Source organism: Ralstonia edaphi (assembly GCF_958350185.1).
Lineage (GTDB): Bacteria > Pseudomonadota > Gammaproteobacteria > Burkholderiales > Burkholderiaceae > Ralstonia > Ralstonia edaphi.
In genome coordinates, this window is sequence record NZ_CATWHI010000001.1 from 57,433 (window position 1) to 82,265 (window position 24,833).

Here is a 24,833-nt window from a genome sequence, read left to right on the forward strand (position 1 = left end):
CGTTTTGCTCGTGCTTGTCGCCGTGACCGCACTTGCTTGTGCCGAGGTGGCTCGACCGCTATTCCGACAGCGAAGCTCTCGCCATTGAATGCCGTGGCCTGGAGGAAACTGGAAGGGTGACCCTCAGCGAAGCTAAGGCTAGATTGCCGGTTCTCGTAGCGCTTTTTTCGAGGTGGTAAATGCGATGGCCGGTATGTTTAGCTCTCCAAAGGGGGCGCCTTACCACCTTTCCAGCAGAGCTCTGTTTGCCGCGATCGGTCAACGAGGCCGATAGAGCGCAGCGTCGGTGAGTTCGTACGTCGGCATAGGCCCCTTACGGATCAAAGCCGAAACCAGCTGATCGCGTGGTTTTACGTATGCGAAAGCTCGGGTCACATCGTCGGCGCGCTCGGATTGCACAGGCGTGACTTCAATCTCTCTACGTCGATAGCCGTCTGCCGCTGTGATCCGCTCCAGTACGTCCATGTCAGCCAACGTGCGGGTGTCCACGGTGAAGAGTTGCCCCGTGACGTGCTCACCTTCGCCGGGAGCGTCGATCATCCACGGCGAATGACGTTCGCCAATCAGGTACAGCGGGTAGCGTTGCAACGTTCGATACTCGCCGGATATCCGGCGGCCCCGGTTTGTCGCAAAATTCGGGAACCCTTCCTTTAGGGTTCCAAACACGAAAACGACGAACTGCTCGGTCCCGCTCATCTTGCGTGCGCTCCAAAAAATGGGTCGAAATGCTGCGTTACGCGTGCTTCACTGTGTGCCGCTAGAGCGCAAAATCGACGTCGCCACTCTTGACGACCCCGCCCGAACGGCCGGGCGCCTTTTGGTTGGCCCAGTACAGGTTGGTGTGCCGTATCACAGCATCCGGCGGTGGTGCGCCTTTGCTAGTCATGTCTTCTGTCGTATGCGCATCGCTGACCAACATCGCGTCATAGCCGCGCACCAACGCGCCATGCAGCGTAGAACGAATGCACATGTCTGTCTGGGCGCCAGTCACGATGAGTTTGCCAACGCCTAGGCTCGACAACACCTGTTCCAGGTTGGTGTCTTCGAAGGCGTCGCGATAGCATTTTTCGACAATGATCTCTTCGGGCGCCGGTGTAAGTTCAGCAACGATCTGCCACGCTTCACTTCCAGCCTTGAGCGATTCATCGGAGTGGCGAACCCACACGACCGGCACGGAGGCGCTGCGAGCGCGTTTAATGAGGCTGTTGACGGCACCGAGTACGTCATCACGTCGATAGGCGCCGGCAACGACGTCGTTCTGGAGGTCGATAACCAGAAGTGCAGTGTTGGGACGGTTGGCCAACGTAGTCATGGGCAAATTTCTCTCGATGAAGGTGAGATGTTAAGCGCGCTTCTACTCTGCTGCGAGAGGGCAAAAGAAAAAGGGCGACCAACCGGCCGCCCGTCCTACCCATGCGCCATCAGCTCCATGGCCGCGCGAGCAAGAAGCCCGCTGCGTGTTTCATGCCGCTTCTCGGCAAACCGATCCAACTTTCTGAGCACGAAGCGGGGGAGTGACACGTTGATGCGCTCCGGGGTGCGGTCAAGCTCCTCGTCGTCGATTTCAACGAACGCCCAGATGGCACCCGCGTACTCATCTTGCTTGGTCAGGTCTTCAATTGTCGAGCAGGTTACGTCTACGTCTTCGCCGAGCGCTGCCAGTGTCTGCAGATGACCCGCGATGGCCTCCCGCGTGTTGCGGATGGCTTCATCGACGGTATCGCCCCACGAGTGCACTCCGGGAATATCCGGCACCGTGACGCCATAGACGCTCCCCTCGTCTTTGTGAATCGCGATGGGGAATTGCATGGCTTTTCTTCCTAGGTTGTTACGCGACCGGTTTTGCACCTCTGCGAAAAACCGCCGGCCTCACTTCAGGCCGGCGGATTTCTGGATGCTTCGAACTGTTCCGATTGGCAGGTCTTTCTTCGGGTGTGGCACCGTCACAAGGCCCCGCTTTTCCGGATGTTTGTAGTGATGATGACTGCCAGTGATGCGCACCAACTGCCAGCCGTCATCGAGGAGCATCCGGATTAACTGCCCAGACTGCATGGGGGTCTCCGGTTGTTCTGTGTGTAATTTTACACACGGAAGCAGCTGAGGCAAGAGGGAATGTGTAGTTATGTGTGTCGCTTGGGGGCACGTGGGGAGCGGTTCTGGCGGACGCCGACGCGCGGCCCGAATGACCCTCAGTTGAACTGAGGGCGACCGCTATCGCTGAAAGGCAGAGGGATATGCGATGTGTTCCAACGGCTGTATTTGGCCAAGAGCAATGCAAGGCCCGATTACGACGCGGCGGCAACTGGAAGTCGGAACGGCGCACCGAGTCGGTTGAACGCATTCATTGCGGCGATGGTGATCGTGAGGTCGACAAGGTCTTTGGGCGTGAACGCAGCCGAGGCTGCGGCATACGCTTCATCTGAGGCATGCGTTTCGCTGACGCGGGTCACTTCCTCCGCCCAGGCGAGCGCGGCTCGTTCCTGGTCGGAGAATAGGTGGTGCACCTCGTCCCAAACCGGTACCAACGTGATCTTGTCGATCGACATGGTTTTTCTGAGGTCGCGGCTGTGCATATCGATGCAGTGTGCACAGCCGTTGATCTGGGAAACGCGGAGGAAAACAAGGTGGACGAGTTCCTCTGGCAGGTTCGTCTTCTTCGTGACGTAGTGGTGGATAGCAAAAAGTGCCTTCGCGCCGTCAGGTGCGATCTCTTGCCAGTTCAAGCGGGTCATCTCGGTCTTTCCTGTTGTTGAGGGGGGAGTAATTTGCGCTCGGCACGCCTGGGCCGCATATCGACTCGGGCGGCAATCCATGTCATAACGCCACGTTACTCCGTCGAGTTTTGGAGAAACAGGCCCAAAAATTGGCAAAACGACTGGTCCAAGATGACTGACTCGAATACGCCCGCTGCGATTTCCATCCAGGTGGACCGTGCTACCGCCGTGCCCATCAGCGACCAGATCCATGCGAGCCTGCGACGGGCGATTGTCGATGGCCGGCTGGCGCCCGGACAGCGTTTGCCGTCCGGCCGGGACCTCGCGGCACAGCTTGGTGTCGCGCGCGGCACTATCCGCGTGGTCTATGATCGGCTGATCGCTGAGAACCTGGTGTTCGGCGCCGGCTCTGCAGGCACACGCGTAAGCGCGCAGCTGCCTGCAGGCCGAGCGGACGACGAGTCGCCACTCGACGGGCCGTTGGCAGCGTTCACACGCCCATATTCAAAAGCGCCGCTACCGTTCCAGATGGGCGTACCCGCCCACGACGCGTTTCCCGCCAAGCTCTGGGCCCGCATGCGGATGCGCGCCGTACGCGCCGATGCCGTCGCCTTCACGGCCTACGCCGACCCGCGCGGCGAACCTGAGCTGCGGGCCCAGATCGCAAGCCATCTGGCCGTTAGCCGGCAAATGCAATGTCATCCCGATCAGATCATCGTCACCAGCGGATACCGGCAGGGCCTGATGCTTGCGCTGACCGCGCTGCGTGTGCACGGACGCAAGGTGTGGATCGAGGAGCCCGGTTATCCGCTCGGAAGACGGGCGCTGGAACTGACGGGAGCCGTGATTGAACCCGTGCTTGTCGATGCCGAGGGGCTGCGCGTGGAAGATGGCATCGCAAGCGCGCCAGATGCCCTGCTGGCCCTGGTCTCCCCGGGGCAGCACGCACCGCTGGGCGTGACCTTGTCGCCGGCTCGTAGACGCGCCTTGCTTGAATGGGCAGTGGCAACGGGCGCCTGGATCATCGAAGACGACTATCTGGGGGAACTGCAGCTCGACGGTCGGGCGGCACCGGCCCTTGCCGCAGGCGAAGGTGCCGAGCGTGTGATTCACATCGGCGCGTTCAGCAAGACGATGAGTCCAGCGCTGGGGCTTGGGTTCGTCGTCGCACCACGCTCGGTGGCGGAGCGTCTGGTCGAGGTCGCCGCCGCGCTGGCACCGGCGCCGAATCGGACCACGCAACTGGCAGTGACGGAGTTTTTGGAGGATGGGCATTTCTTGCGGCACCTGCGCCAGATGAAGGCGCTCTATGCCGAGCGCCGCAGCCGCGCCCTCACGCATATCAATGCGTTTCTGCCTGGCACGCTGACCGCCGGCCTTGGCCTGATCGCGCCGCTCCCCCTGTCCGCCGACGACAGCGCTATTGTCAGCATTGCCCGCGGGCGCGGCCTCGCGCCTTCTGCTCTCTCGGCCTGGTACCTTTGCCGCAGTCACGCGCAACGCGGCTTGCTGCTCAGCGTGACGAACCTGCGTACTGACAACATCGATGCCGTCTGCGAGACGCTTGCGGAAATCGTCGCGGCTCAATGAGCCGTGGCCACAGCCTGCCGGACCTCGTCGGTCGCGGCACTATCATCCTGCAAGCTCCCGCCGCCAAACCGCACGGCATGCGTGAGTTTCTGGTGGGCACGCCTAATGGGCACCGAATGATGATTGGACGGGGACTGTCGTAACCTGTGTCAGTACCCGAGGTACTGGCAAATTTCACATCCACAAACATCGACATCATGGATACCAGGCTACGTGAATTGGGCATCGAACTTCCACCCGTTCTGCCGTCACCCGGGAATTTTCTTCCTTACATGGTCCGTGGCAACTATCTCTATCTGTCTGGGAAAGGAGCACCGCGCAGGCAGTTGCAACCTGGGCAAACAGTGCCCAAAGTCGGAAGGGAAGTCAGCACCGAAGAAGCAACAGCCCACGCCAGGGAAATCGGCATCTACCTGCTCGCGTTGATGAAGGATGCGTTGGGCAGCCTGGATCGTGTGGAGCAGGTCGTCAAAGTGCTGGGGATGGTCAATGCGGTGGATGACTTTACCGAGCACACCGAAGTCATTAACGGCTGTTCTGATCTGCTGGTGGAAGTGTTCGGCGCACGCGGCCAGCACACTCGGTCAGCGGTTGGCGTCAAGTCGTTGCCAAAAGGCTTTGCCGTCGAGATTGAAGCGATGGTGGAGATACGCGGCTCTAAGTAGACGCAACCCGCGATCGAATCGGACGGTTTCCAGAGGCATGCCTATTGGCGTTCTGTTGGGACCTGCGGAGCGATGAGTTCGATCCTGACGAGGTAGACACCAAGCGCGCTGACCTTTTCGGTAACGCTGATCGTGCCGCGATCCGGCAGAGAAGGTAGGCTCCACAAGGACGCGCACGTCTTGATCGTGCCGGCGCCCCCAGGGTCGACAAACTGGACGGCGGTGTGGCAGCTTTTTGCGCCCCGGACTTTCTCAAATGCAGCTTGGGCGGTTATCACGCGATCTGCAGTGAAGCGGGGAATCGCAGTCGCCCAGGTCCACGTCGTAAAGGCCCCGCACAGGGCAAAGCAAACAAATTGCTCTACTGGCCCGATCTTGCGCTTTGACGAGGTGTCCGTCGTTGGGAAATCGAGTACGGCGAACAGCGTTGCGACAATCACCCCTCCGGCCAAGGCGATATAGAACCTCGGAAAGAGAGACGGAGCGTAGCAATCGCGCGCAAAGATGAACGCCGGGTAGATCGACAGCACGAGAAGGAACAACAGGGCCAAGCCGAGGATTGCTTTGCGTCTTGCGAGCATTTCGTGTGTTCAGACGGACCGGATATTGCTGAAAGGCGGAAGGATAGGTTGCCACGGGGCGCTTCAGCGCCGAGCGCGCACGTGGAACCCATGCTCGTTTTGCGGGCCGGGACAGGGCATTTGGTAGCTGCCTCCCACGGCTTCAACTTCCACGATGCCTGTCCAAGGCAGCGGTCTTGAGACGTACTTGTCGGATTCGGAGTAGATGATCTCCGGCGGCACCCCGAGTGCCTTCAGCTCGCTGACAACCTCGTCGGCACGCCTCTTGGCCAGCGCCGCTCGTGCCGAGGCCCCGGCCGCTTCCGATTCTTCGACGTGGGCTGACACGCCTACGCCCTCGAGCGCGCACCACTTCTCTTTGATCATCTCAAGCAGGCGGACAAGCTGGATCCGCTCGGCCATCGCCAGTTGTGCAGAGCCGGGCGCGAAAGATAGATCGACCCCGTTGGTGGGCTTTTCGTATGCGAATGACGCTGCCGGCATGCACAGGGTCGCAATCAGTACCAGCGACGCGATGGGTATTCTCATTGTCGTTGTGTCTGGACGAGAGGCCGCAATGCGGAGGCGACTTCAGGTGGTCGCTCCAAGCAAGTGCCGACCAAACTTGTCCATCACAAAATCTTTGGCCTCTGCTTCGGAGTCAGTGGGGCAAACACAATATCGCTCGTTGTCCAACAGCTTGATCCAAGACTCACCACTTGCCTCAAAAGAGAGCAGTTCACTTTTGAGCCGATCGCATACTTCTGGCTCGCGGAGGAAACGCGCAAGGGCAACTGCTTCAGCGCTTTTGGAAAGACCAACGTCTATTGAAAGGACCGATCGCAGCAGGTTTTCCAGGGTTGGGTGTGTCATAGTTGTCTCTCATCGACCGGGAGCGTGTCAGGTGTATTTCCTGCCGCCGGGCAGTGTCACGATGCCTCCTCGCTAGCGATTGGCATTCAGCACGGCAAGTGCCCAGAGTCGGGCCTCCTGCTGTGCCTTAGTCACGTCATCGGCTCCTTTGAACATCCGGTATGTAGTCAACGTGACGAGCTTACCTTTGATCAAGAGGTAACTCGCAACCATTACAGCAGGTTCGTCGTTTTTCCCCTGCCCTGTGGGCGATCCAATGGCGGTCGAATACATGAACCACTCATCCGTGTCCTCATTGACGCCCATGATCTTCGCGGCGGAAATGCCTACTGACTGCAGCATTCCAGGAAAGCGCTGTTCGACGGCCTTCTGAAAGTCCATCGCTCGAGTTTTTGCCTTGAACTGCGCAAAGTCCTGCTTGCTGGCTGTGAGGTAGCGAACGCGAGTTAGCGTTTGCAGCAACATCCAGCTTTGCAGGTGTTGCCCGTGATGCTTTGGCTCGAAGTACTCCAGATACGTGACAGTACCTTTTACCAACTGGCTCATTTCCTCCATTGCCGTTCTGTTCGGAACAGCGGTGTAGCCGGGTGGACTAGGCACTTCGATTGATACGCCACCGAAGTCGTATTGTTCTGCAGAGACCGGTGCGGCCAGAAATACAACGCAAGCAATGGTTGCGCGCGCAAACATCTTCAGCAAATGATCCCCCAAATGGTTTTTTTTTGTCCAGCGACGCGAGAATCAAACTGTACTCGGGCGCCCGCTAATAGTCTTGTTTACGATGCTACGCGATGCGCGTAATACGGCTGCAGCTTGTCCTCAAGAATCGCGTCTGACGCATCGAGGTTGCGCGGTTCAGGATTCAACCACGCATCAATGTTCTCCGGCTTGATCGGCACCGGGCACCGGTCGTGCCCGGCCTGGGCAATCTCCGGCGGCGGATCGTCGGTGATGATGGCGAACGAGAGCAGATCCTTCTCGCCAGGCTTGGTCGCGCGCCAGTGTGACCACACGCAGGCGACGAGCAGCGTCTGCGGAGGGTCGGGGCGGAATTCGAGGATGACGTTTTTGCCGTCTGGCCCGGTCACGTTCTCATAGAACGCGTCGACCAGGACGAGGCCGTGCGTGTGGCCGTACTGGCCTTTCCAGAAACCGCGCAGGTTGTCGCGGCGGGCGTTGTAGGTGCCGGGGTACTGTTCGTCGTAGAAGGCCGGCTTGCCGGCGGGGCGGCATTGATAGCGCATCGGTTTGACGACGCGCCGGCCGTTTTCCATCACCATCACGGGCGCGTACCAGCCGGGGTAGATGCGCGAGTCGCGCGGCTTGAGCTCGGTGCTTTTAAGTTCTTCGAGCTTGCCCTTGGCTGCCGCGATCTTGTTGGTGGCGATGCGCACGTCTTCAGCGGCCTTCTTGGTGGCCTTGGCGGCGAGGGATTGCTGCGCTTTCTCCAGCCGTTCGGTCTGCTTGGCCAGCTCCTGCAGCAGCGCGATCTCGTCTGCGGCCATGCGCGCGCGGATGACCTCGGCGATCTTCTTTTCTTCGTCTGTCTCGGGCGATTCGAGGAAGTGCGCGGTCATCGCCCTGGGCACGCGCATCTTCGGGTTGGCGAAGTACTCCATCACCATCCGCGTGAAGTCGTCGAGCGACATGATGGCGCCGTACTCGTGTACGAACCGTCGATAGTCGGCTTCGATTTGGGCGGAGTAGCACATGGAGGCACCCTTGCAGTAGGGGTGTCTGATGATACGGTGCGCGCCGCTGCGTTAGCGCGGCGGTATACCCTCATCGGCCCGAGCCGGTATGGGAAGGCACTGCGAAGGCCGTATCGATTCGCCAGCCCGCGTAAAACGTTTGCTGCGAACCAAAAAAAGCGCCCTGCACACGCGGGCGTGACGCTCCCCCTCAGATGAGCCGTCATAAAACGCAGGAGGCACCAGGTACGGGCCATAGAGCATCCTGCGTGCTTTGATTATCGGCGATGGGAGTAGGAATTAAACCACCAATAAGAGGGAGCTTCCGGCCCTGTATTTCAGGCAGTTACCTCCGGTCGGCTGGCGGTCGCTCCGCTCTGATCTTGACGATCATCTCGGACAGCCAGTCCTCTTGTTGCAGCACAGCCCGCAGGGCCAAAAGCGCGGCGCCGAGCGGGTTGTCCGGGTAGACGAAATACTGCTCGGTTTCCAAGCGCCAGGCGTGGTAGCCGACGTTGTGGAGCGCGCGGATCTCCCACAGGAGCCGCATCACGGTTTCGTTATCGCGGTGCTCTTCGGCCAGCTTGTGAAGCTCGGCAAGGGTGAGCGCGGGAAAGCGCTCGCGGATGTATTTCGCCATGGGTGCACCGTCACCATTTGCGAGCGTTGCGCATCGCCCGGCGCTCATGCGGCGAGGGCTCGGCCGGGCGGGACGCGCGGTATGCCTCAAGGCGCGCAATTTCCTCGTGGAACCATGTCTCCGCCGCAAGCTCCTTGTGCAATGCCTCGACGGCGATGCCGAACGCGTCTGTCCGGCCGCCCGGGCCGGCCGCCTGAGCGACCTGGTGCACGCGGAAGACGAGGTTGCGCAGCGCCTGCACTTCCATCACCAGCCGCCGCACGACAGGGTCGTGGCCATAGCGGTCGCCGATGGCCGTCAGTTGCTCGGTGCTGAGCGCGGGGTATTCGATGCGGAGGGGGTAGGGCATGGTACGAGTACTGTATGTTTATACAGTATCGTAGGCCGGATGCTACGCGTCAACGTAGACAATGCAGACGTGGAGCGGGGCGCACCTTGCTCGGCTGGCGGGCTTTCGGGGCCGTGTCGCTAGTGCTTCACCGTCTCGCCCGAAAGCAACAACGACTTCAGTTGCCCCGGCCGGCCAGGATATGGCTCCCAAGTGGCAAGACCGTAATACGCATTAACCAACTTCTCGATCGCTCCACCGGAGTGCCATTGGGCTCCGATGAAGTCGGGTGGAGGAGGTTCAGCGCTATCGGGACCAGCGCAAATTGAGCGTTAGAACGCGTTCAAAACCCCCCGCTAAGTCATTGATTCTATTGCCCCGAATTCCCGGCAATTTCATTGGGTTTCTGTGCCGAAAATTCGATCTAACGCGTTGATTTCAATTGGAAAAAAGCGACTCGCTAGCGCCCGCATTGGATGCAGGATTCGGTCACTACATATGGCATTGCAGGGCGGTATTCGGAAGCCGTTTGGAATTCGTCCGAAATTATGCTCCATCAACCGGTGTGCCAGTGGCCAAGGCCGCGTCGCCCCGGATCACGCCGTGGCTGAAAACAGGCTTCCCGAGCTTTTCCCTCCAGCCTGCTGCGCCTGTGCGAGTTGGCCCTGCGCAGTTTCAAGTGCTGCCGATACCGCGCTCGCTTCCGTCGACAGCGCCTGCAGTTTGGCAGCCGCCTCCTTGTCGACACTGGCTTGTTTTGATTCGGCCTCGATCTGGCGCTGCAACGCCGAAAGCCGTTGCCGCAGCGCCTTGATCTGCGCCTTCAACTGCTTGACCACGGGGCTGTCGCCGGATTCCGCGCCGTCGTTCGATGATGTTTTCAGGCCAGTTGAAGAGGGGGCTCCATCTGCGGTGGGGCGAACTCCATCGCCTTTCGACGCGGATGGGGGCGTCATTGCGCTCTCGGCTGAAGCGTTGGGTGGCCGGCTCAGCGACGGGAGCGCGGCGTTGATGGCGACGGACGGATCGACTCGCATAGCATTCTTTTTCGTTGGACTTTGGCAAGGCGGTCATGCGCTTGCCGCTATACATCAGAACCTCCTTCGGCAGGTTCTCCTGGAACTTGAGGAGGTGCGCAGTCGAAAGCGACACCGCGCATCGTCTGGCCAAGTCATTGGTCGTGTTGCCACCGCTCGAAAAAGCCGAGCTAATTGTTTGATCTACATGGGAAAAATCAAAATCGCCGATCGGCGTTGAACGCGGGGCAGGGTCGGTTCGCAAGCTTGACTCTTATATAAGATATAAGACATTTGACCGTGAGGGGTTATTGCGATTAGAATCGCGCCCAAGCGGCGCCCCGGACAGCTCGGGATGCCCGAAAAGATTCCCCTGTAACGTCATCTCAGCAGGTCTTCCATGCTTGAAAACTATCGCGCTCACGTGGCCGCTCGCGCCGCGCTCGGTATTCCCCCGTTGCCGCTGACGGCTCAACAGACCGCCGAACTGGTCGAACTGCTGACCAATCCGCCCGCTGGCGAAGAACAGACGCTGGTCGACCTGATCACGCATCGCGTGCCCGCAGGCGTGGACGAAGCCGCTCGCGTCAAGGCCGGCTTCCTGGCCGCCGTGGCCAAGGGCGAGACCGCCTGCGCGCTGATTTCGCGTGCCCAGGCCACCGAGCTGCTCGGCACGATGCTGGGCGGCTACAACATCCAGCCGCTGATCGAACTGCTGTCCGACGCCGAAGTCGGCGCCACGGCCGCAGAAGCGCTGAAGAAGACGCTGCTGATGTTCGACCAGTTCCATGACGTGAAGGAACTCGCCGACAAGGGCAACGCGAACGCGCGCGCCGTGCTGCAAAGCTGGGCCGACGCCGAATGGTTCACGAGCCGTCCGGAAGTGCCGGAAAGCCTGACCATCACCGTGTTCAAGGTCACGGGCGAAACCAACACCGACGACCTGTCGCCGGCACCGGACGCCACCACCCGCCCGGACATCCCGATGCACGCGCTGGCGATGCTGAAGAACGCGCGCCCCGGCATCACGCCGGAAGAAGACGGCAAGCGCGGTCCGGTCAAGTTCATTGAATCGCTGAAGGAAAAGGGCCACCTGGTCGCCTACGTGGGCGACGTGGTCGGCACCGGCTCCTCGCGCAAGTCGGCCACCAACTCGGTGCTGTGGTTCACGGGTGAGGACATCCCGTTCGTTCCGAACAAGCGCTTCGGCGGCGTGTGCCTCGGCGGCAAGATCGCCCCGATCTTCTACAACACGATGGAAGATGCCGGCGCGCTGCCGATCGAACTCGACGTGTCGCAGATGGAAATGGGCGACGTGGTCGAACTGCGCCCGTACGAAGGCAAGGCACTGAAGGACGGCAAGGTCATCGCCGAATTCCAGGTGAAGTCCGACGTGCTGTTCGACGAAGTGCGCGCCGGCGGCCGCATTCCGCTGATCATCGGCCGCGGCCTGACCGCCAAGGCGCGTGAAGCGCTGGGCCTCGCACCGTCGACGCTGTTCCGCCTGCCGCATCAGCCGGCCGACAGCGGCAAGGGCTTCTCGCTGGCGCAGAAGATGGTCGGTCGCGCGTGCGGCCTGCCGGAAGGCCAGGGCATCCGTCCGGGCACGTACTGCGAACCGAAGATGACCTCCGTCGGCTCGCAGGACACCACGGGCCCGATGACCCGCGACGAACTGAAGGACCTGGCGTGCCTCGGCTTCTCGGCCGACCTCGTGATGCAGTCGTTCTGCCACACCGCCGCGTATCCGAAGCCGGTGGACGTGAAGACGCACCAGACGCTGCCGAACTTCATCAGCACCCGTGGCGGCATCGCGCTGCGCCCGGGCGACGGCGTGATCCACTCGTGGCTGAACCGCATGCTGCTGCCCGACACCGTCGGCACCGGCGGCGATTCGCACACGCGCTTCCCGATCGGCATCAGCTTCCCCGCAGGCTCGGGCCTGGTCGCCTTCGCGGCCGCCACCGGCACGATGCCGCTGGACATGCCGGAATCGGTGCTGGTCCGCTTCAAGGGCAAGATGCAGCCGGGCGTCACGCTGCGTGACCTCGTCAACGCAATTCCGCTGTACGCGATCAAGCAAGGCATGCTGACGGTTGCCAAGCAGGGCAAGAAGAACATCTTCTCGGGCCGCATCCTCGAAATCGAAGGCCTCCCCGACCTGAAGGTCGAGCAAGCGTTCGAGTTGTCGGATGCATCTGCCGAGCGTTCGGCCGCCGGTTGCACGGTGCACCTGAACAAGGAACCGATCATCGAATACCTGAACAGCAACATCACGCTGCTCAAGTGGATGATCGCGCAGGGCTACCAGGACGCCCGCAGCCTGCAGCGCCGCATCAAGGCGATGGAAGCATGGCTGGCGGATCCGAAACTGCTGCAACCGGATGCCGATGCCGAATACGCTGCCGTCATCGAGATCGACCTGGCCGACATCCACGAGCCGATCGTCGCCTGCCCGAACGACCCGGACGACGTGAAGACGCTGTCCGACGTGGCCGGCGCGACCATTGACGAAGTGTTCATCGGCTCGTGCATGACCAACATCGGTCACTTCCGTGCCGCGTCGAAGCTGCTCGAAGGCAAGCGCGACATCCCGGTCAAGCTGTGGGTCGCGCCGCCGACCAAGATGGACCAGAAGCAACTGACCGAAGAAGGCCACTACGGCGTGTTCGGCACGGCCGGCGCGCGTACCGAAATGCCGGGCTGCTCGCTGTGCATGGGCAACCAGGCACAGGTGCGCGAAGGCGCGACGGTCATGTCGACGTCCACGCGTAACTTCCCGAACCGTCTGGGCAAGAACACGAATGTGTATCTGGGCTCGGCGGAACTGGCGGCGATCTGCTCGCGTCTGGGCAAGATCCCGACCAAGGAAGAGTACATGGCCGACATGGGCGTGCTCACCGCGAACGGCGACAAGATCTACCAGTACATGAACTTCGACCAGATCGAAGACTTCAAGGAAGTCGCCGACACCGTGCAGATGTAAATGCGTTGTCGCAGCCGCGTCGGGTTGTTCCCGACGCGCTGATGTGTGATGTGAAAAAGGCGCCGTGGGCATTCAACCCACGGCGCCTTTTTCTTTTTGATGCTTCGCTGGATTCCGCCGCTGGGCGGAACCCGAAAGGGAGCAGGCTCCCGAGCCGCGCGCGCTGTCAGTGGATGATGATCGACACCGTCGAGTACGCCGGCACCGTGATCGTCTCGCTGTACGTGCCGGCCTTCGTGCCGCGCGCCACCGGGAACTGGCCGAAGCCTTGCAGCGTGGCCGGCACGGACGTCGGCATCGTGCGCTGGCTGCTGTAGCTCGGGCCATTCAGCGCCGGGATCGAGAAGCCGCTGTCCGAACGAGCCGGATACGCGAAGCCCGACGGGCTGCCCGGCACTGGAAGCAGCGCGACCGCCGTGCCCCAGCGGCCCGTTGCATCGCCCAGGCCTGCGCCACCGCCAGCCTGGATGGCGCTGTTCAGCACCGCAATCGAATCCGTTGACGAGAAGTTCTGCAGCAGGTTCGTGTAGTACGCAATGCCGTATTGGCGCAGCAGGAAGCCGCCCAGGCTGCCCGAAATCGGATACCCGGGGCACGACGATGACAGCGACGGATCGAACGCTGTCAGCGAGCAGTCGTACGCGCTTTGCAGCCAGGCCGGGAAGCGGCTGTCGCGCACGTTGTTGAAGGTCGGATCAATCTGGCTGGAGAGCACGTCTTCCATCGTCATCGCCGTCATTTCTTCCAGCCACGTGCCGTACATGTACTGCGCGCCGTGCAACACGCCGCGCTGATAGAAGTTGGCCATGTGCGTGAACTCATGGCCGAGCGTCGAGATGACGGTGTTCAGCCCGTCCGTGCCGCCCAGGTAGATGGTTTCCGAATCCACATAGAGCGACAGCGACTGGTTCGACAGCGGCTGCGAGCTGGTCGTGAAGTTGTTGCGTGCCCAGAAGTAGCCGACGCGGCCATAGGGCTGGCTGTCCGGCTGAATATTGAGCACCACGATGTCGAGTGCCTGGTTCGGATCGATCAGGCTCGCCGAGCTGGAGTAGCTGCCCCACGGCTGGCCGACCAGCGAAGTGGCCAGCGTATAGACCGACTGCGTGCCCGAAGCAAATTTGCTGATGAGCGTGTTGATGATGCCGTCGCTGATCCTGCTCGTGCCGTATTCGGTGTTTTCCACCCACAGGTTGACGATGCGGCCATCGGGAGCCGTGGCCTGCTGCCGCAGTGTGGCCGTGCGCACGGTGGCGGTGCCGTCCGGCTGCTGGTGGTTCCACGTCCGCTGCGTGCCGACGCTGGCGACCGATTGCGGACGCAGCACCGTATCGCTGGAAGCACCTTGCGTCTTGAGCGGGCCGCCACCGGTGGCGTAGCCGTCCAGCGCATGCATGTTGAAATCGGAAAGCTGACGGTCGAATGCGGCATTGGCGTCATTGCCGGCCACGTCCGCGGCAGCCTTGGGGACCGGCGTGCCGGTGGCATTCAGCAGCCCCAGGCCCGTGAGCGAGACGGACGGCATCGGCTGTGCCGTCGCGCTCTGGTTGGTGTAGACGAGCGTCACGCTCTGGCCCGTCAGCCCCGCGATCGACACCGGAACCGTGCCGGCCGCGCTGCCCGTATTGGTGGCTTGCCACACGCCCACGCCCGAGCCGGCGTAGGTATTGCCCAGCGCGCCGCAGTTCGACCCGCTGCACGCGGCCGCCACGGTGATATTGGCGGACGAGCCTTGCGTAGCCGCTGGGGTGGCGCCCGAACTGCCGCCACCACCACCTCCGCCACATGCGGCCAGGGCGCCCGCTGCTGCCACCAGCATTGCGATGGTCCATTGCTTTGTGCCGCGTACGTTGTTGCTGCTGCGTTCCATCCACTTCTCTCCAAATCCGCAAATACCGAATGCCTGCGCGAGGGCGGCTCGTGACCGCCTCAAGCGCAACATGCGGACGGATTCTCAAGGCGAAGTGGCGGATTCGATCCGTGGAAATAACCCCCTCCCAGGCGCCAATTCCCCCCGATGTGGGGGTGCGCAAAGTTTGCGTTGTCGAAAAGGTTGAAAAAGTCGTAACCGTGGGATGTAGATGCAGAAAACGGAGGAGGGCGCTTGGCGCCGCTTTGGCGACAGAGCGGTCCGCTAGAATGAGCCGCCCGCTCGTCCACAGCGCCGCAAACGCGCTCAATACGTCACCCGCCGATGCTCGTCGCGCAGCTCAAATCGTTCTTCATGGTTGCCCGCCTGGGCAGCATCACGCTGGCCGCCAAGCAGCTCGGCCTGTCGCAGCCGACCGTGACTTCGCAGATCCGCGCCCTGGAAGAGGCCTACGGCGTGGAGCTGTTCTACCGCGGCGGTCGCCGGCTGGCACTGTCGGACGCGGGCGTGCGGCTCATGCCGCTGGTGGACCAGCTCGTGCGCCAGGAAACCGAGATCGACTTCTTCCTGCGCAACTCCGGCGACATGGGCTCTGGCCATCTGCGCATCGGCGCAACGGCGCCGTATTACGTGCTCGACATCGTGGACCGCTTCTGCAAGAGCCATCCCGGCATCGACGTCAGCATCGAAGCCGGCAACTCGGTGCAGATGCTCGAAGCGCTGCAGGAGTACCGGGTGGACGTGGCGTCGTCGTCGCAGCGCGTGGATGATGGGCGCTTTCTGCGCATTGAACTGGCGCGCGATCCGCTGGTGCTGGTGGTGCATCGCAGCCACGTGCTGGCCGAGCGGACGAGCGTGCCTGTGAGCGTGCTGTCGCAATGCCGGCTGCTGGTGCGCGAAGTCGGGTCGACCACCCGCGCCATGACCGAAACGATGATGGCCCAGGCAGGCGTCACGCCGGCTTCCACGGTGGAGATCGGCAGCCGGGAATCCATCCGCGAGGCCATCACGCGCAACCTGGGCGTGAGCGTCATCGCCCGCCAGGAAGTACCGAGCCATGCCGATCTGCGCGTGCTGCCGTTCGAAGGCGGCGCGCCGGAGCTGAGCGAATACCTGTACTGCCTGCAGGATCGGCGCGATGCGCGCTTGATTGCCGCCTTCCTCAACGAAGTCCGACCCGTCGCGTCATAGACCGAACCAAAATCCGGAAATGCGCGCATTGGCGTTTTTGGGGTAACTGCCACAAGGGGTACATGTCGGCTGGCTACAGTGGCGACCGTTTTTGCCACTGTCTGCGCCCCCGTGCCTCTACCTCAGCCTGTTACCAACCCCGCCTCGGGTTCCGCCGCGCCGTTCCTGTCCGTGCGACACGTCTCGCGCCGCTTTGGCGCGTTCACGGCGCTCGATGGTGTATCGCTGGATGTCGCGCAGGGCGAATTCGTCTGCCTGCTGGGCCCGTCGGGCTGCGGCAAGACGACCTTGCTGCGCATCATTGCCGGGCTGGAGGCGCACGACGGCGGCCAGATCGTCGCCGGTGGCCGCGATATTTCCCACCTGCCGCCGCGCGAGCGTGACTACGGCATCGTCTTCCAGTCGTACGCGCTGTTCCCCAACCTGACGGTTGCGCAGAACGTCGGCTACGGGCTGGACACCAGCAACGGCAACCGTGCCCGCATGCAGACGCGTGTCTCGGAGATGCTCGCGCTGGTCGGGCTGGCCGGCAGCGAGGCGAAATACCCGTCGCAGCTGTCGGGCGGCCAGCAGCAGCGCGTGGCACTGGCCCGCGCGCTGGCGCCCGCGCCGTCGCTGTTGCTGCTGGACGAGCCGATGTCGGCGCTGGACGCGCAGGTGCGCGAACACCTGCGTATCGAGCTGCGCCGCCTGCAGCGCAAGCTGAACGTCACCACGCTGATGGTCACGCACGACCAGGACGAGGCCATGGCGATGGCCGACCGTATCGCCGTCATGTCCAACGGCCGCATCGAGCAGACCGGTTCGCCGGCGGAGATCTATTCGCGGCCCGCGACCGGATTTGTCGCCGGGTTTGTCGGCCAGGCCAACTGGCTGCCGCTGGAGCGCGCCGAAGACGGCACGCCCACGCTGGCCGGCCAACCGCTGCTGCTCGATCCCGCTTTCGCAGACAGTGCCTCGACGCCAGGCCGCCTGTTCTGCCGCCCCGAGGCCGTCACGCTGCATCCCGACGACGATGCCCCCAACCGCCATCTGGCCCGCGTGGTCGATCAGATCTACCTCGGCAGCCGCACGCGCGTGACGCTGTCGATCGACGGCCTGGCCGATGCACCGCTGGTGGCCGAAGTGGCATCGAGCGCGCTGCAAGCCGGCCGCAACGGCCTGGGCGACAGCAAGCTGTGGATCGCGCTGGAGCGCGACGGGCTGCGCGTGTATGCCTGAGGCCGCCATGTCAACGCTGCCGCCCGAGGCCAACGTGCTTGCGGCCACGCAATCCGAACCGGTTCGCGCTGCGAGCCGGCCATTCTGGCGTACCGATGCGCCGGTGCTGACCGGCATGAAGCTCGGCTGGTTGCTGTTGCTGACCCTCGGTCTGCTGCTGCCCACGGCGATGATGCTCTTGCAGGCCACGGGCCTCGTTGCCAGTGCCCGGAGCACAGACGAGCATGGCTTCGCGCTGGTCGCGCACGTGGTGCAGGGGCCGAATTTCCTGGCCATGGTGGGGCGTACGCTGGCCGTATCGAGCGCCGTGGCCGCGATTGTGGTGCCGCTGGCGTTTGCCCTTGCCTATGCGGTGCAACGCACGCGCATGCCGTTGCGCGGCACGATGCGCACGCTGGCCATGCTGCCGCTGTTTGCGCCGTCGCTGCTGCCGGGCATTGCGCTGGTCTACCTGTTCGGCAACCAAGGCCTGTTCAAGGCGTGGATGAACGGCGGCAACATCTACGGCTTCTGGGGCATCGTGCTGGGCGAGGTGTTCTACACCTTCCCGTATGCACTGATGCTGCTGCTGGCGACGCTCACGCTGGCAGACGGCCGCTTGTACGACGCCGCACGTGCCATGGGCGCAAGCCCGTGGCGCACGTTCCGCACGGTCACGCTGCCCGGCGCGCGCTACGGACTGTTCGGCGCCTTTGCGCTGGTCTTCACGCTGGTCGCGACCGACTTTGGCGTGCCGACCGTGGTAGGCGGCAGCTACCAGGTGCTGGCCGTGGAGGCCTACAAGGCGGTGGTGGGGCAGCAGCAGTTTGCGCGCGGCGCCGTCATCGGCTTGATGCTGCTGCTGCCTGCGCTGCTGACCTTTGCGGTCGAGCGCCTCGTGCAGCGTCGCCAGCACGCCGCGCTGGCCAGCCGCGCCCAACCCTATCACCCGCAGCCGGATCGCCTGCGTGACGGGCTCTTCCTGTTGCTGAGCGCGTTGGTGGTCGGTGGGATTCTGCTGATGCTGGCCACCGCCGTTGGCGCGTCGCTGGTGAAACTCTGGCCGTACAACCTCGAGCTGTCGCTGCGCAACTACGACTTCGACAACATGGACGGCGGCGGCTGGCTCGCATATCGCAACAGCCTGAAGCTGGCCGCGCTCACCACTGTGTTCGGGACCGCACTGATCTTCACCGGCGCATGGCTGGTCGAAAAGACGCGCGCCGCAGGGTGGCTGCAATCGTGGCTGCATTCGGCCATCCGCTTTGCCGTGCTGCTGCCGATGGCGGTGCCCGGCCTCGTGCTCGGTCTGGGCTACGTGTTCTTCTTCAACCATCCGGCCAATCCGCTCAACGGCCTGTATGGCGGCATGGCCCTGATGGTGCTCTGCACGATCATGCACTGCGCCACGGCGGCGCACCTGACGTCGGTGGCGTCGCTGGGGCAGCTCGATCCGGTGTTCGAGGCGGTGTCGGCCTCGCTCAAGGTGTCGGCGCTGCGCACGTACTGGCGGGTGACGCTGCCAATGTGCCTGCCCGCCGTTCTGTCGTGCGCGCGCTACCTGTTCGTGTCGGCCATGACGACCGTGTCGGCGGTGATCTTCCTCTATAGCCCGGACACCGTGCTCGCGTCCGTGGCCGTGCTCAACATGGACGACGCCGGCGACATCGGCCCCGCTGCGGCCATGTCCACCCTCATTCTCGTCACGTCGATCGTCGTATCGCTGCTGCTGGAACTGGCCATGCGCGGCATCGTGCGCCGCACGCAGGCCTGGCGCACGGCGGCGCGTTGATTTCGTAGTCCGTCATTCGCAGTCCGTAACAGCAACGAAGCAGAAAGGAAGCATGAACATGGGTGACTCCTCCCCGATCTCGGCACGCCAAGCAGGCGCAGACCGCCTCAACCCGGGCAGCACGCCATTGCGCCTGGAAGCCGCGGTGCTCGACTGGGCCGGTACCGTGGTCGACTTTGGCTCGTTTGCACCCACGCAGATCTTCGTGGAAGCGTTTGCGGAATTTGGCGTGGCCATCACGCTGGACGAAGCGCGCGGCCCGATGGGCCTGGGCAAGTGGGACCACATCCGCACGCTGTGCAACGACGGCGCGATTGCCGCGCGCTTCTCGCTGGCGCATGGCCGCATGCCGACCGATGACGATGTCACCGCCATCTACAACCGCTTCATGCCGCTGCAGATCGAAAAGGTCGGTGCGCATTCCGCACTGATTCCTGGCGCGCTGGACACCGTCGCCGCGCTGCGCGAAGCCGGTTTGAAGATCGGCACGTGCTCGGGCTATCCGCGGGTGGTGATGGACCGCGTTGTCGATCTGGCTGCCAAGGCCGGCTACATGCCCGACTGCGTGGTCGCTTGCGACGAAGTGCCCCGCGCCCGCCCGTGGCCCGCGCAGGCCCTGCGTTGCGTGGTCGATCTTGCGATTGGCGATGTGGCCGCCTGCGTGAAGGTCGACGACACCGTACCCGGCATCGAAGAGGGCCGCCGCGCCGGCATGTGGACCGTTGCGCTGCTGATGTCGGGCAACGCGCTGGGTCTGCCGTACGCGCAATACGCCGCGCTGTCTGCGGATGAGCGCGCGCGTCATCGCGTTGCCATCTCGGCCGGCTTTGCCGCCTGCCGTCCGCACTACGAGATCGACACCATTGCCGATCTGCCTGAAGTCGTGGCCGACATCAACCGCCGCCTCGCGCGCGGTGAGCGCCCGCAGTGCATCTGAGTTTGCTGTTCTGTCTGTTGTCTTTTCCGCTGCATCACACCATACCGAGGAAACCATGACCGCACGTCTTTCCCTGCTGGCCGCTGCAATCACGTCGGCAACGATGGCGTTTGCCACGTCGGCGTTCGCCAAGACCACGCTGACCGTGTACACGGCGCTGGAAGCCGACCAAGTGAAGGCGTACCAGGAGGCTTTCGAGAAGGCTAATCCGGACATCGAAATCAAATGGGTGCGCGACTCCACCGGCGTCGTCACCGCCAAGCTGCTGGCCGAGAAGAACAACCCGCGCGCCGACGTGGTGTGGGGTCTGGCTGCATCGAGCCTGGCCATCCTGGACAAGGAAGGCATGCTGACGCCGTATGCACCGGCCGATCTGGCGAAGATCGGTGCAACGTACCGCGACAAGGCCAACCCGCCGGCGTGGGTCGGCATGGACGCCTGGGGCGCCGCCATCTGCTTCAACACCGTCGAAGCGCAGAAGCAGAACCTGCCGAAGCCGACGTCGTGGGCCGACCTGACCAAGCCCGTCTATGCCGGCAAGATCGTCATGCCGAATCCGGCGTCGTCGGGCACCGGCTACCTCGACGTGAGCGCCTGGCTGCAGACGATGGGCGAGCAGAAGGGCTGGGCCTACATGGACGCGCTGCACCAGAACATCGGCCAGTACACGCACTCGGGTTCGAAGCCCTGCAAGATGGCGGCGTCGGGCGAATTCCCGATCGGTATCGCGTTCGAATACCGCGCCGTGAAGTCGAAGAAGGAAGGCGCCCCGATCGATATCGTGCTGCCGTCCGAAGGCCTGGGTTGGGACGTCGAAGCGACCGGCATCATGAAGGGCACGAAGAACCTGGAAGCGGCCAAGAAGCTGGCTGACTTCTCGGCAAGCCCGGCTGCCATGGCGCTGTACGAGAAGAACTTTGCCGTGGTGGCCACGCCGGGTTTTTCCAAGCCGGATCCGCTGCTGCCAGCCGACTACGAAAAGCGCCTGATCAAGAATGACTTCACGTGGGCCAGCGCCAACCGTGACCGCATCCTCGCCGAGTGGACGAAGCGCTACGACGGCAAGTCGGAGAAGAAGTAAGCGATGCAAGCTCCTGTATCTCAAGGGAGCCTGGATGCCAGCACCGACGTTGCCATCGTCGGGGCTGGCATTCTGGGCTTGGCGCACGCAGCCGCCGCCGTCAAACGCGGCCTGCGCGTGACGGTGTTCGAGCGCAGCGACATTGCCGTCGGCGCGTCCATCCGCAATTTTGGGCAGATGCTGGTGACAGGCCAGCCGCCCGGCATCATGCTGGACCTTGCGCGCGAAAGCCGCGCCCTTTATCTCGACTGGGCCGAGAAGGCCGGCATCTTTGCGCGCGCGAACGGTGCGTTGCTGTTTGCCCGCAATGCCGCAGAAGAAGCCGTGCTGGATGAGTTCATGGCAACGCGTGCACCGGCCTTCGGCTACAACGTCAAGCTGTTGCGCAGCGCAGACCTGGCAAATCTCTACGATGGCCGTTTCTTGCGCCACCGCGCGGCGCTCCAGGGCTTCGACGATTTGCAGCTCTATTCGCGCGAAGCGATTCCGGCGTTGGCGTCGTGGCTAGCCACGCAAGGCGTGCGTTTCCATTTCGGTACGCTCGTGCGCCATGTGGAAGGCGGCCGGCTGGAGACCACCGCCGGCGTATGCAACGCCCAGCGCGTCGTCGTCTGCAGCGGTCACGATTACCAGACGCTGTGCGCTGACCACCTTCGGGTTCTGCAACCGCAGGTGTGCCGCCTGCAGATGCTGCGCGTCACGCCCGAAGACGGCTTCCGCCTGGAGCACGCCGTGCTGACCGGCCTGTCATGCACGCACTACGGCGCTTTTGCGGACTTGCCGACTGCCCGCGCGCTGGCCATGCAGATCGAACATCAGCGCCCCGAGCTGGCGCGTCACGGCATCCACCTGCTGGTGAGCCCGACGCCGTATGGCGACTGGATCATTGGCGATTCGCACGACTACGGCCAGGACGCCCGCCCGTTCAATGCCGAGTCGGTCGACAACATCATGCTGGATCTCGCACGTGACACCTTCGGCAGCAAGCTGCGCGTGGTCGAGCGTTGGCAGGGCGTGTACGGCGCCAAGTGCCATGTGGCGGGCAGCGGCGCATTCTCCATCACCCGCGTCGACGACCGCACCACCGTCGCGCTGATGCACAGCGGCATTGGCATGAGCGTCGGACCGGCGCTGGCGCATCGGCATATGGATGCGCTTCTCGACGGCACCGCGCTGCCGCAGTGGACGCCGCCGGCAAGCACGCCCGCAACAATGGCTGCCTGACGGACGGAGCGTTGTTTAGCGGCAAGACGCCCGCACGGTTCACGCCGCGCGGGCGTCTTTGTTTTCAGGCAGCAAAGAGTTCGACGATGGGCCAGCCGCGCGCTTCGGCCACGGCGCGCAAGGTGCTGTCGGGGCTCACAGCCACCGGATGTGAAACCGCTTCGAGCAACGGCAGGTCGTTGCGGGAATCGCTGTAGAACACGGTGCGCGAGAAGTCCGTCATGCGCTGGCCGCGCTGTGCGAGCCACTCCGTCACGCGCACGATCTTGCCGGCGCCAAACGTGGCCGTGCCGAGCGGGTTGCCCGTGAATGCGCCATCGCTCCGGCCGTTGAGGGTTTCGCCTTCCACCGCCAGCAGGTGCGGCACGTTAAAGGCCGCCGCGATCGGCTCGGTCAGGTAGCGGTGCGTGGCGGTGACGATGCAGCACAGGTCGCCCGCACGCAGGTGCGTATCGACCAGTTGCCGCGCGCGCGGCAGCATGGCCGGCGTGATGATGTCGCGCAGGAACGTGGCGCGCCAGGCGTCGAGCCGCGTGCGCGGGTGCTGGGCCAGCAGGCCGAGCGAGAAGCGCGCGTGTCGCGCAAAGTCCAGCGTGCCGTCGCGGTATTCGCGCATCCACCGTTCGTTGGCTTGCTCGAAGACGCTTCGATCCACCGCGCCCTGGGCGACCAGGAAGCGGCCCCATTCGTATTCGCTGTCAATGGGCAGCAGGGTGTGGTCCAGGTCGAACAGGGCAAGCGATTGCATACAGCAGGCGGGCGGGGCGGTTGAAAAACCGCGAGGTTACGGCCCTAGCGCGTCGCGGCTGTGTCCATCGCCATAACTTTGGCGATGAACGCATCGGCCTTTTTCTTGGGTGCCTGGGCAAGCTGGGGCTGCAGGCAGTCAAGGAACGCCCGCACCAGCCGTGCATCCTTGCGCTCCTTCAGGAAGTACAGGTATTCGTGGATGATCGGCGCGTTGTCGGCAAACGGCAGCACGCGCACGTCGGGCCGGCGCGGCGCTTCACGGGCGGGCACGATGCTGCAGCCCAGCCCCAGGCTGATCGCCTCGTAAATGGCTTCGCGGCTGCCGATGATGCTCGTGCTGGCGGGCTCGATGCCGGCTGCGGCGAACGCGTCTTCGGTAACGCGGCGGGTGACGGAACCCGGCTCGCGCATCAGCAGCTGGCAGCCGGTAATGTCGCCCAGCGTAATGCTCGGGCGCCGACCGAGCGCGTGGTCCAACGGCACGACCAGCACCATCGTGTCCTCAGCCAGCGTGATGCGATGCAGGCGTTCGTCATCCACCGCGTGAGACGACACCGCCAGGTCGATGCGCACCTCCGACAGCGCCTCCAGCATCTGCTGCGAGTTGCCGAATTCGATGGTGATTTCGATGGTCGGATGCCGCGCTCGAAACGCTGCCACGCTCGGCAGGATGTAGTAAGGGCCCGTGGCGCCCACGCGCAGGTTGCCGGTGCGCAGATCGCCGGCATTGCGCAGGAGAAAATCGACGTCACCTTCCTGCTGTGCGAGGCGCTCGACGATGGGCATGAGGCTCACACCCAGGTCGGACAGGTCCAACCGGCTGCCGCGGCGATGGAACAGCTCCACGCCGTACATCTCTTCGAGTTGGCGGATGCGTCCGGTCACAGTCGGCTGCGACAGGCGCAGGCGTTTGGCAGCCGATGTGACGCTGCCCTGGCGCGCCACCTCGAAGAACGACATCAATAGATCGCCCAGCATGGTTGTGTTTCCCTGATATGTCTTTTTTGACCGTCAGGCGCACAGTCTAGGCAGCGTTTGTGACGCTACATACTGTGAAACCTTACGGTCTGCCACGGCCGCCGACGTGGGCGGCGGGCAGTTGCCAAGCGCATGTCAACGTGATGGGTGCCCAATGCAAAAGGAACGGCGCCGCGAGGAGGGCGCCGGGCGCACATCGTGCTACCGTGTGAACCTGTGCGCGTAACAGAGGAGACACCATGCCGGTGCTGAAGGTCGATGTCGTCACGGCAGAAGAACGGCTGTACGAAGGCAACGCCAGGTTCGTGGTCATCCCCGGCACGGAGGGCGAACTGGGCATCCTGCCCGGCCACGAACGTCTGCTCACGCGCATGCGCCCAGGAAGCCTCCGCGTCACGCAGGAGAACGGCGAAGAAGTGGTCCTGTTCGTGGCGGGCGGTTTTGTCGACGTCCAACCGGAGCAGGTGATCGTGCTGGCCGACACCGCTGTGCGCGCACATGACCTGGACGAGGCAAAGGCGCAGCAGGCCCGCCAGGCGGCTGAGGAACTCATGCAGAACAGCAAAAGCAAGTTCGACTACGCACGCGCGCAGGCGGAATTGGCCGAAGCGGTCGCGCAACTGGCCGCCATCGAGCGTTTGCGCAAGCGCCGCCGTTGAGCCTCCGGCGTCACAAATCACCCATGCTGGCCCCCACACCATAACGGCGGCCCTGTGTCGCCCCAGCCGGGGAGGGGTAAAGAACCGC

The 24,833-nt window shown here is 63.3% G+C and carries 26 protein-coding genes; 10 read left to right on the plus strand and 16 right to left on the minus strand.

All coding sequences use genetic code 11. The features are described 5' to 3' along the window. Positions 1–258: 258 nt before the first annotated feature. From R2669_RS00350 to R2669_RS00370, 5 genes are all read right to left on the minus strand, one after another. The gene (locus tag R2669_RS00350; protein WP_316897897.1) at positions 259–696 is read right to left on the minus strand and encodes a gamma-glutamylcyclotransferase family protein; all 438 of its coding nucleotides are present in this window, start codon (positions 694–696) and stop codon (positions 259–261) included. A 61-nt stretch (positions 697–757) separates the two neighbouring features. After that, entirely contained in the window at positions 758–1,312 is a 555-nt protein-coding gene (locus R2669_RS00355; protein WP_316897899.1) for a cysteine hydrolase family protein, read from the minus strand. Between the two features lie 95 nt (positions 1,313–1,407). After that, on the minus strand, positions 1,408–1,809 hold the full coding sequence (locus R2669_RS00360) for a type II toxin-antitoxin system HicB family antitoxin (protein ID WP_206273032.1): 402 nt from the start codon (positions 1,807–1,809) through the stop codon (positions 1,408–1,410). 60 nt (positions 1,810–1,869) lie between these two features. Further along, positions 1,870–2,052 (minus strand): type II toxin-antitoxin system HicA family toxin, encoded by a 183-nt coding sequence (locus tag R2669_RS00365; protein WP_316669295.1) that lies wholly within the window; start codon positions 2,050–2,052, stop codon positions 1,870–1,872. Between the two features lie 233 nt (positions 2,053–2,285). After that, a complete protein-coding gene (locus R2669_RS00370) occupies positions 2,286–2,732 on the minus strand; it encodes a carboxymuconolactone decarboxylase family protein (RefSeq protein WP_316891054.1) in 447 nt (148 codons plus the stop codon). A gap of 153 nt (positions 2,733–2,885) precedes the next feature. On the opposite strand from R2669_RS00370, the gene pdxR reads away from it, so the two are divergent. Together pdxR and R2669_RS00380 are read left to right on the plus strand one after the other, a co-directional pair. After that, a complete protein-coding gene (gene pdxR, locus R2669_RS00375) occupies positions 2,886–4,304 on the plus strand; it encodes a MocR-like pyridoxine biosynthesis transcription factor PdxR (protein ID WP_488281390.1) in 1,419 nt (472 codons plus the stop codon). A 197-nt stretch (positions 4,305–4,501) separates the two neighbouring features. Beyond that, the gene (locus R2669_RS00380; RefSeq protein WP_316897902.1) at positions 4,502–4,969 is read left to right on the plus strand and encodes a RidA family protein; all 468 of its coding nucleotides are present in this window, start codon (positions 4,502–4,504) and stop codon (positions 4,967–4,969) included. Positions 4,970–5,010: 41 nt separating this feature from the next. Here the strand turns inward: R2669_RS00380 and R2669_RS00385 are convergent, their stop codons facing one another. The 8 genes from R2669_RS00385 to R2669_RS00420 form a co-directional block, all read right to left on the minus strand. After that, positions 5,011–5,550 carry a hypothetical protein gene (locus tag R2669_RS00385; RefSeq protein WP_316897903.1) on the minus strand — a complete coding sequence of 180 codons (540 nt, stop codon included), beginning with the start codon at positions 5,548–5,550 and terminating at the stop codon, positions 5,011–5,013. Positions 5,551–5,613: 63 nt separating this feature from the next. Further along, positions 5,614–6,078, minus strand: a complete 465-nt coding sequence (locus R2669_RS00390; RefSeq protein ID WP_316897904.1) for an OmpA family protein — start codon at positions 6,076–6,078, stop codon at positions 5,614–5,616. Between the two features lie 42 nt (positions 6,079–6,120). Beyond that, positions 6,121–6,402: a hypothetical protein gene (locus R2669_RS00395; RefSeq protein WP_316897905.1), complete on the minus strand. Its 282-nt coding sequence runs from the start codon at positions 6,400–6,402 to the stop codon at positions 6,121–6,123. Between the two features lie 72 nt (positions 6,403–6,474). Continuing rightward, positions 6,475–7,101, minus strand: a complete 627-nt coding sequence (locus R2669_RS00400) for a hypothetical protein (RefSeq protein WP_316897907.1) — start codon at positions 7,099–7,101, stop codon at positions 6,475–6,477. A gap of 77 nt (positions 7,102–7,178) precedes the next feature. Next, on the minus strand, positions 7,179–8,114 hold the full coding sequence (locus R2669_RS00405) for an SOS response-associated peptidase family protein (protein WP_316897909.1): 936 nt from the start codon (positions 8,112–8,114) through the stop codon (positions 7,179–7,181). Positions 8,115–8,439: 325 nt separating this feature from the next. After that, positions 8,440–8,733: a hypothetical protein gene (locus R2669_RS00410; RefSeq protein WP_316897910.1), complete on the minus strand. Its 294-nt coding sequence runs from the start codon at positions 8,731–8,733 to the stop codon at positions 8,440–8,442. A gap of 10 nt (positions 8,734–8,743) precedes the next feature. Next, positions 8,744–9,082: a hypothetical protein gene (locus tag R2669_RS00415; RefSeq protein ID WP_316897912.1), complete on the minus strand. Its 339-nt coding sequence runs from the start codon at positions 9,080–9,082 to the stop codon at positions 8,744–8,746. A gap of 575 nt (positions 9,083–9,657) precedes the next feature. Next, entirely contained in the window at positions 9,658–10,017 is a 360-nt protein-coding gene (locus R2669_RS00420) for a hypothetical protein (protein WP_316891067.1), read from the minus strand. A gap of 460 nt (positions 10,018–10,477) precedes the next feature. On the opposite strand from R2669_RS00420, the gene acnB reads away from it, so the two are divergent. Beyond that, positions 10,478–13,063: a bifunctional aconitate hydratase 2/2-methylisocitrate dehydratase gene (acnB, locus tag R2669_RS00425; RefSeq protein ID WP_316897914.1), complete on the plus strand. Its 2,586-nt coding sequence runs from the start codon at positions 10,478–10,480 to the stop codon at positions 13,061–13,063. A gap of 166 nt (positions 13,064–13,229) precedes the next feature. Here the strand turns inward: acnB and R2669_RS00430 are convergent, their stop codons facing one another. Further along, a complete protein-coding gene (locus tag R2669_RS00430; RefSeq protein ID WP_147218813.1) occupies positions 13,230–14,933 on the minus strand; it encodes a M30 family zinc metallopeptidase in 1,704 nt (567 codons plus the stop codon). A 324-nt stretch (positions 14,934–15,257) separates the two neighbouring features. Here R2669_RS00430 and R2669_RS00435 point away from each other — a divergent pair, with 324 nt between their 5' ends. From R2669_RS00435 to R2669_RS00460, 6 genes are all read left to right on the plus strand, one after another. Beyond that, the gene (locus R2669_RS00435; protein ID WP_316897915.1) at positions 15,258–16,124 is read left to right on the plus strand and encodes a LysR family transcriptional regulator; all 867 of its coding nucleotides are present in this window, start codon (positions 15,258–15,260) and stop codon (positions 16,122–16,124) included. A gap of 78 nt (positions 16,125–16,202) precedes the next feature. Beyond that, on the plus strand, positions 16,203–17,345 hold the full coding sequence (locus R2669_RS00440; protein ID WP_316897917.1) for a putative 2-aminoethylphosphonate ABC transporter ATP-binding protein: 1,143 nt from the start codon (positions 16,203–16,205) through the stop codon (positions 17,343–17,345). Positions 17,346–17,352: 7 nt separating this feature from the next. Next, positions 17,353–19,116: a putative 2-aminoethylphosphonate ABC transporter permease subunit gene (locus R2669_RS00445; RefSeq protein ID WP_316897919.1), complete on the plus strand. Its 1,764-nt coding sequence runs from the start codon at positions 17,353–17,355 to the stop codon at positions 19,114–19,116. 58 nt (positions 19,117–19,174) lie between these two features. Next, positions 19,175–20,053 carry a phosphonoacetaldehyde hydrolase gene (phnX, locus tag R2669_RS00450; RefSeq protein ID WP_316897920.1) on the plus strand — a complete coding sequence of 293 codons (879 nt, stop codon included), beginning with the start codon at positions 19,175–19,177 and terminating at the stop codon, positions 20,051–20,053. A gap of 55 nt (positions 20,054–20,108) precedes the next feature. Then, positions 20,109–21,134 carry a putative 2-aminoethylphosphonate ABC transporter substrate-binding protein gene (locus R2669_RS00455; protein ID WP_316897921.1) on the plus strand — a complete coding sequence of 342 codons (1,026 nt, stop codon included), beginning with the start codon at positions 20,109–20,111 and terminating at the stop codon, positions 21,132–21,134. A 3-nt stretch (positions 21,135–21,137) separates the two neighbouring features. Continuing rightward, positions 21,138–22,358, plus strand: a complete 1,221-nt coding sequence (locus R2669_RS00460; RefSeq protein WP_316891074.1) for a TIGR03364 family FAD-dependent oxidoreductase — start codon at positions 21,138–21,140, stop codon at positions 22,356–22,358. Positions 22,359–22,422: 64 nt separating this feature from the next. On the opposite strand, the gene R2669_RS00465 is transcribed toward R2669_RS00460, so the two are convergent. Further along, positions 22,423–23,106, minus strand: coding sequence for an HAD family hydrolase (locus R2669_RS00465; RefSeq protein ID WP_316891075.1), 684 nt, complete (start codon positions 23,104–23,106; stop codon positions 22,423–22,425). 44 nt (positions 23,107–23,150) lie between these two features. Next, the gene (locus tag R2669_RS00470) at positions 23,151–24,086 is read right to left on the minus strand and encodes a LysR substrate-binding domain-containing protein (RefSeq protein WP_316891076.1); all 936 of its coding nucleotides are present in this window, start codon (positions 24,084–24,086) and stop codon (positions 23,151–23,153) included. A gap of 239 nt (positions 24,087–24,325) precedes the next feature. Here R2669_RS00470 and R2669_RS00475 point away from each other — a divergent pair, with 239 nt between their 5' ends. After that, positions 24,326–24,745 carry a F0F1 ATP synthase subunit epsilon gene (locus R2669_RS00475; RefSeq protein ID WP_316877350.1) on the plus strand — a complete coding sequence of 140 codons (420 nt, stop codon included), beginning with the start codon at positions 24,326–24,328 and terminating at the stop codon, positions 24,743–24,745. Positions 24,746–24,833 lie beyond the last annotated feature (88 nt).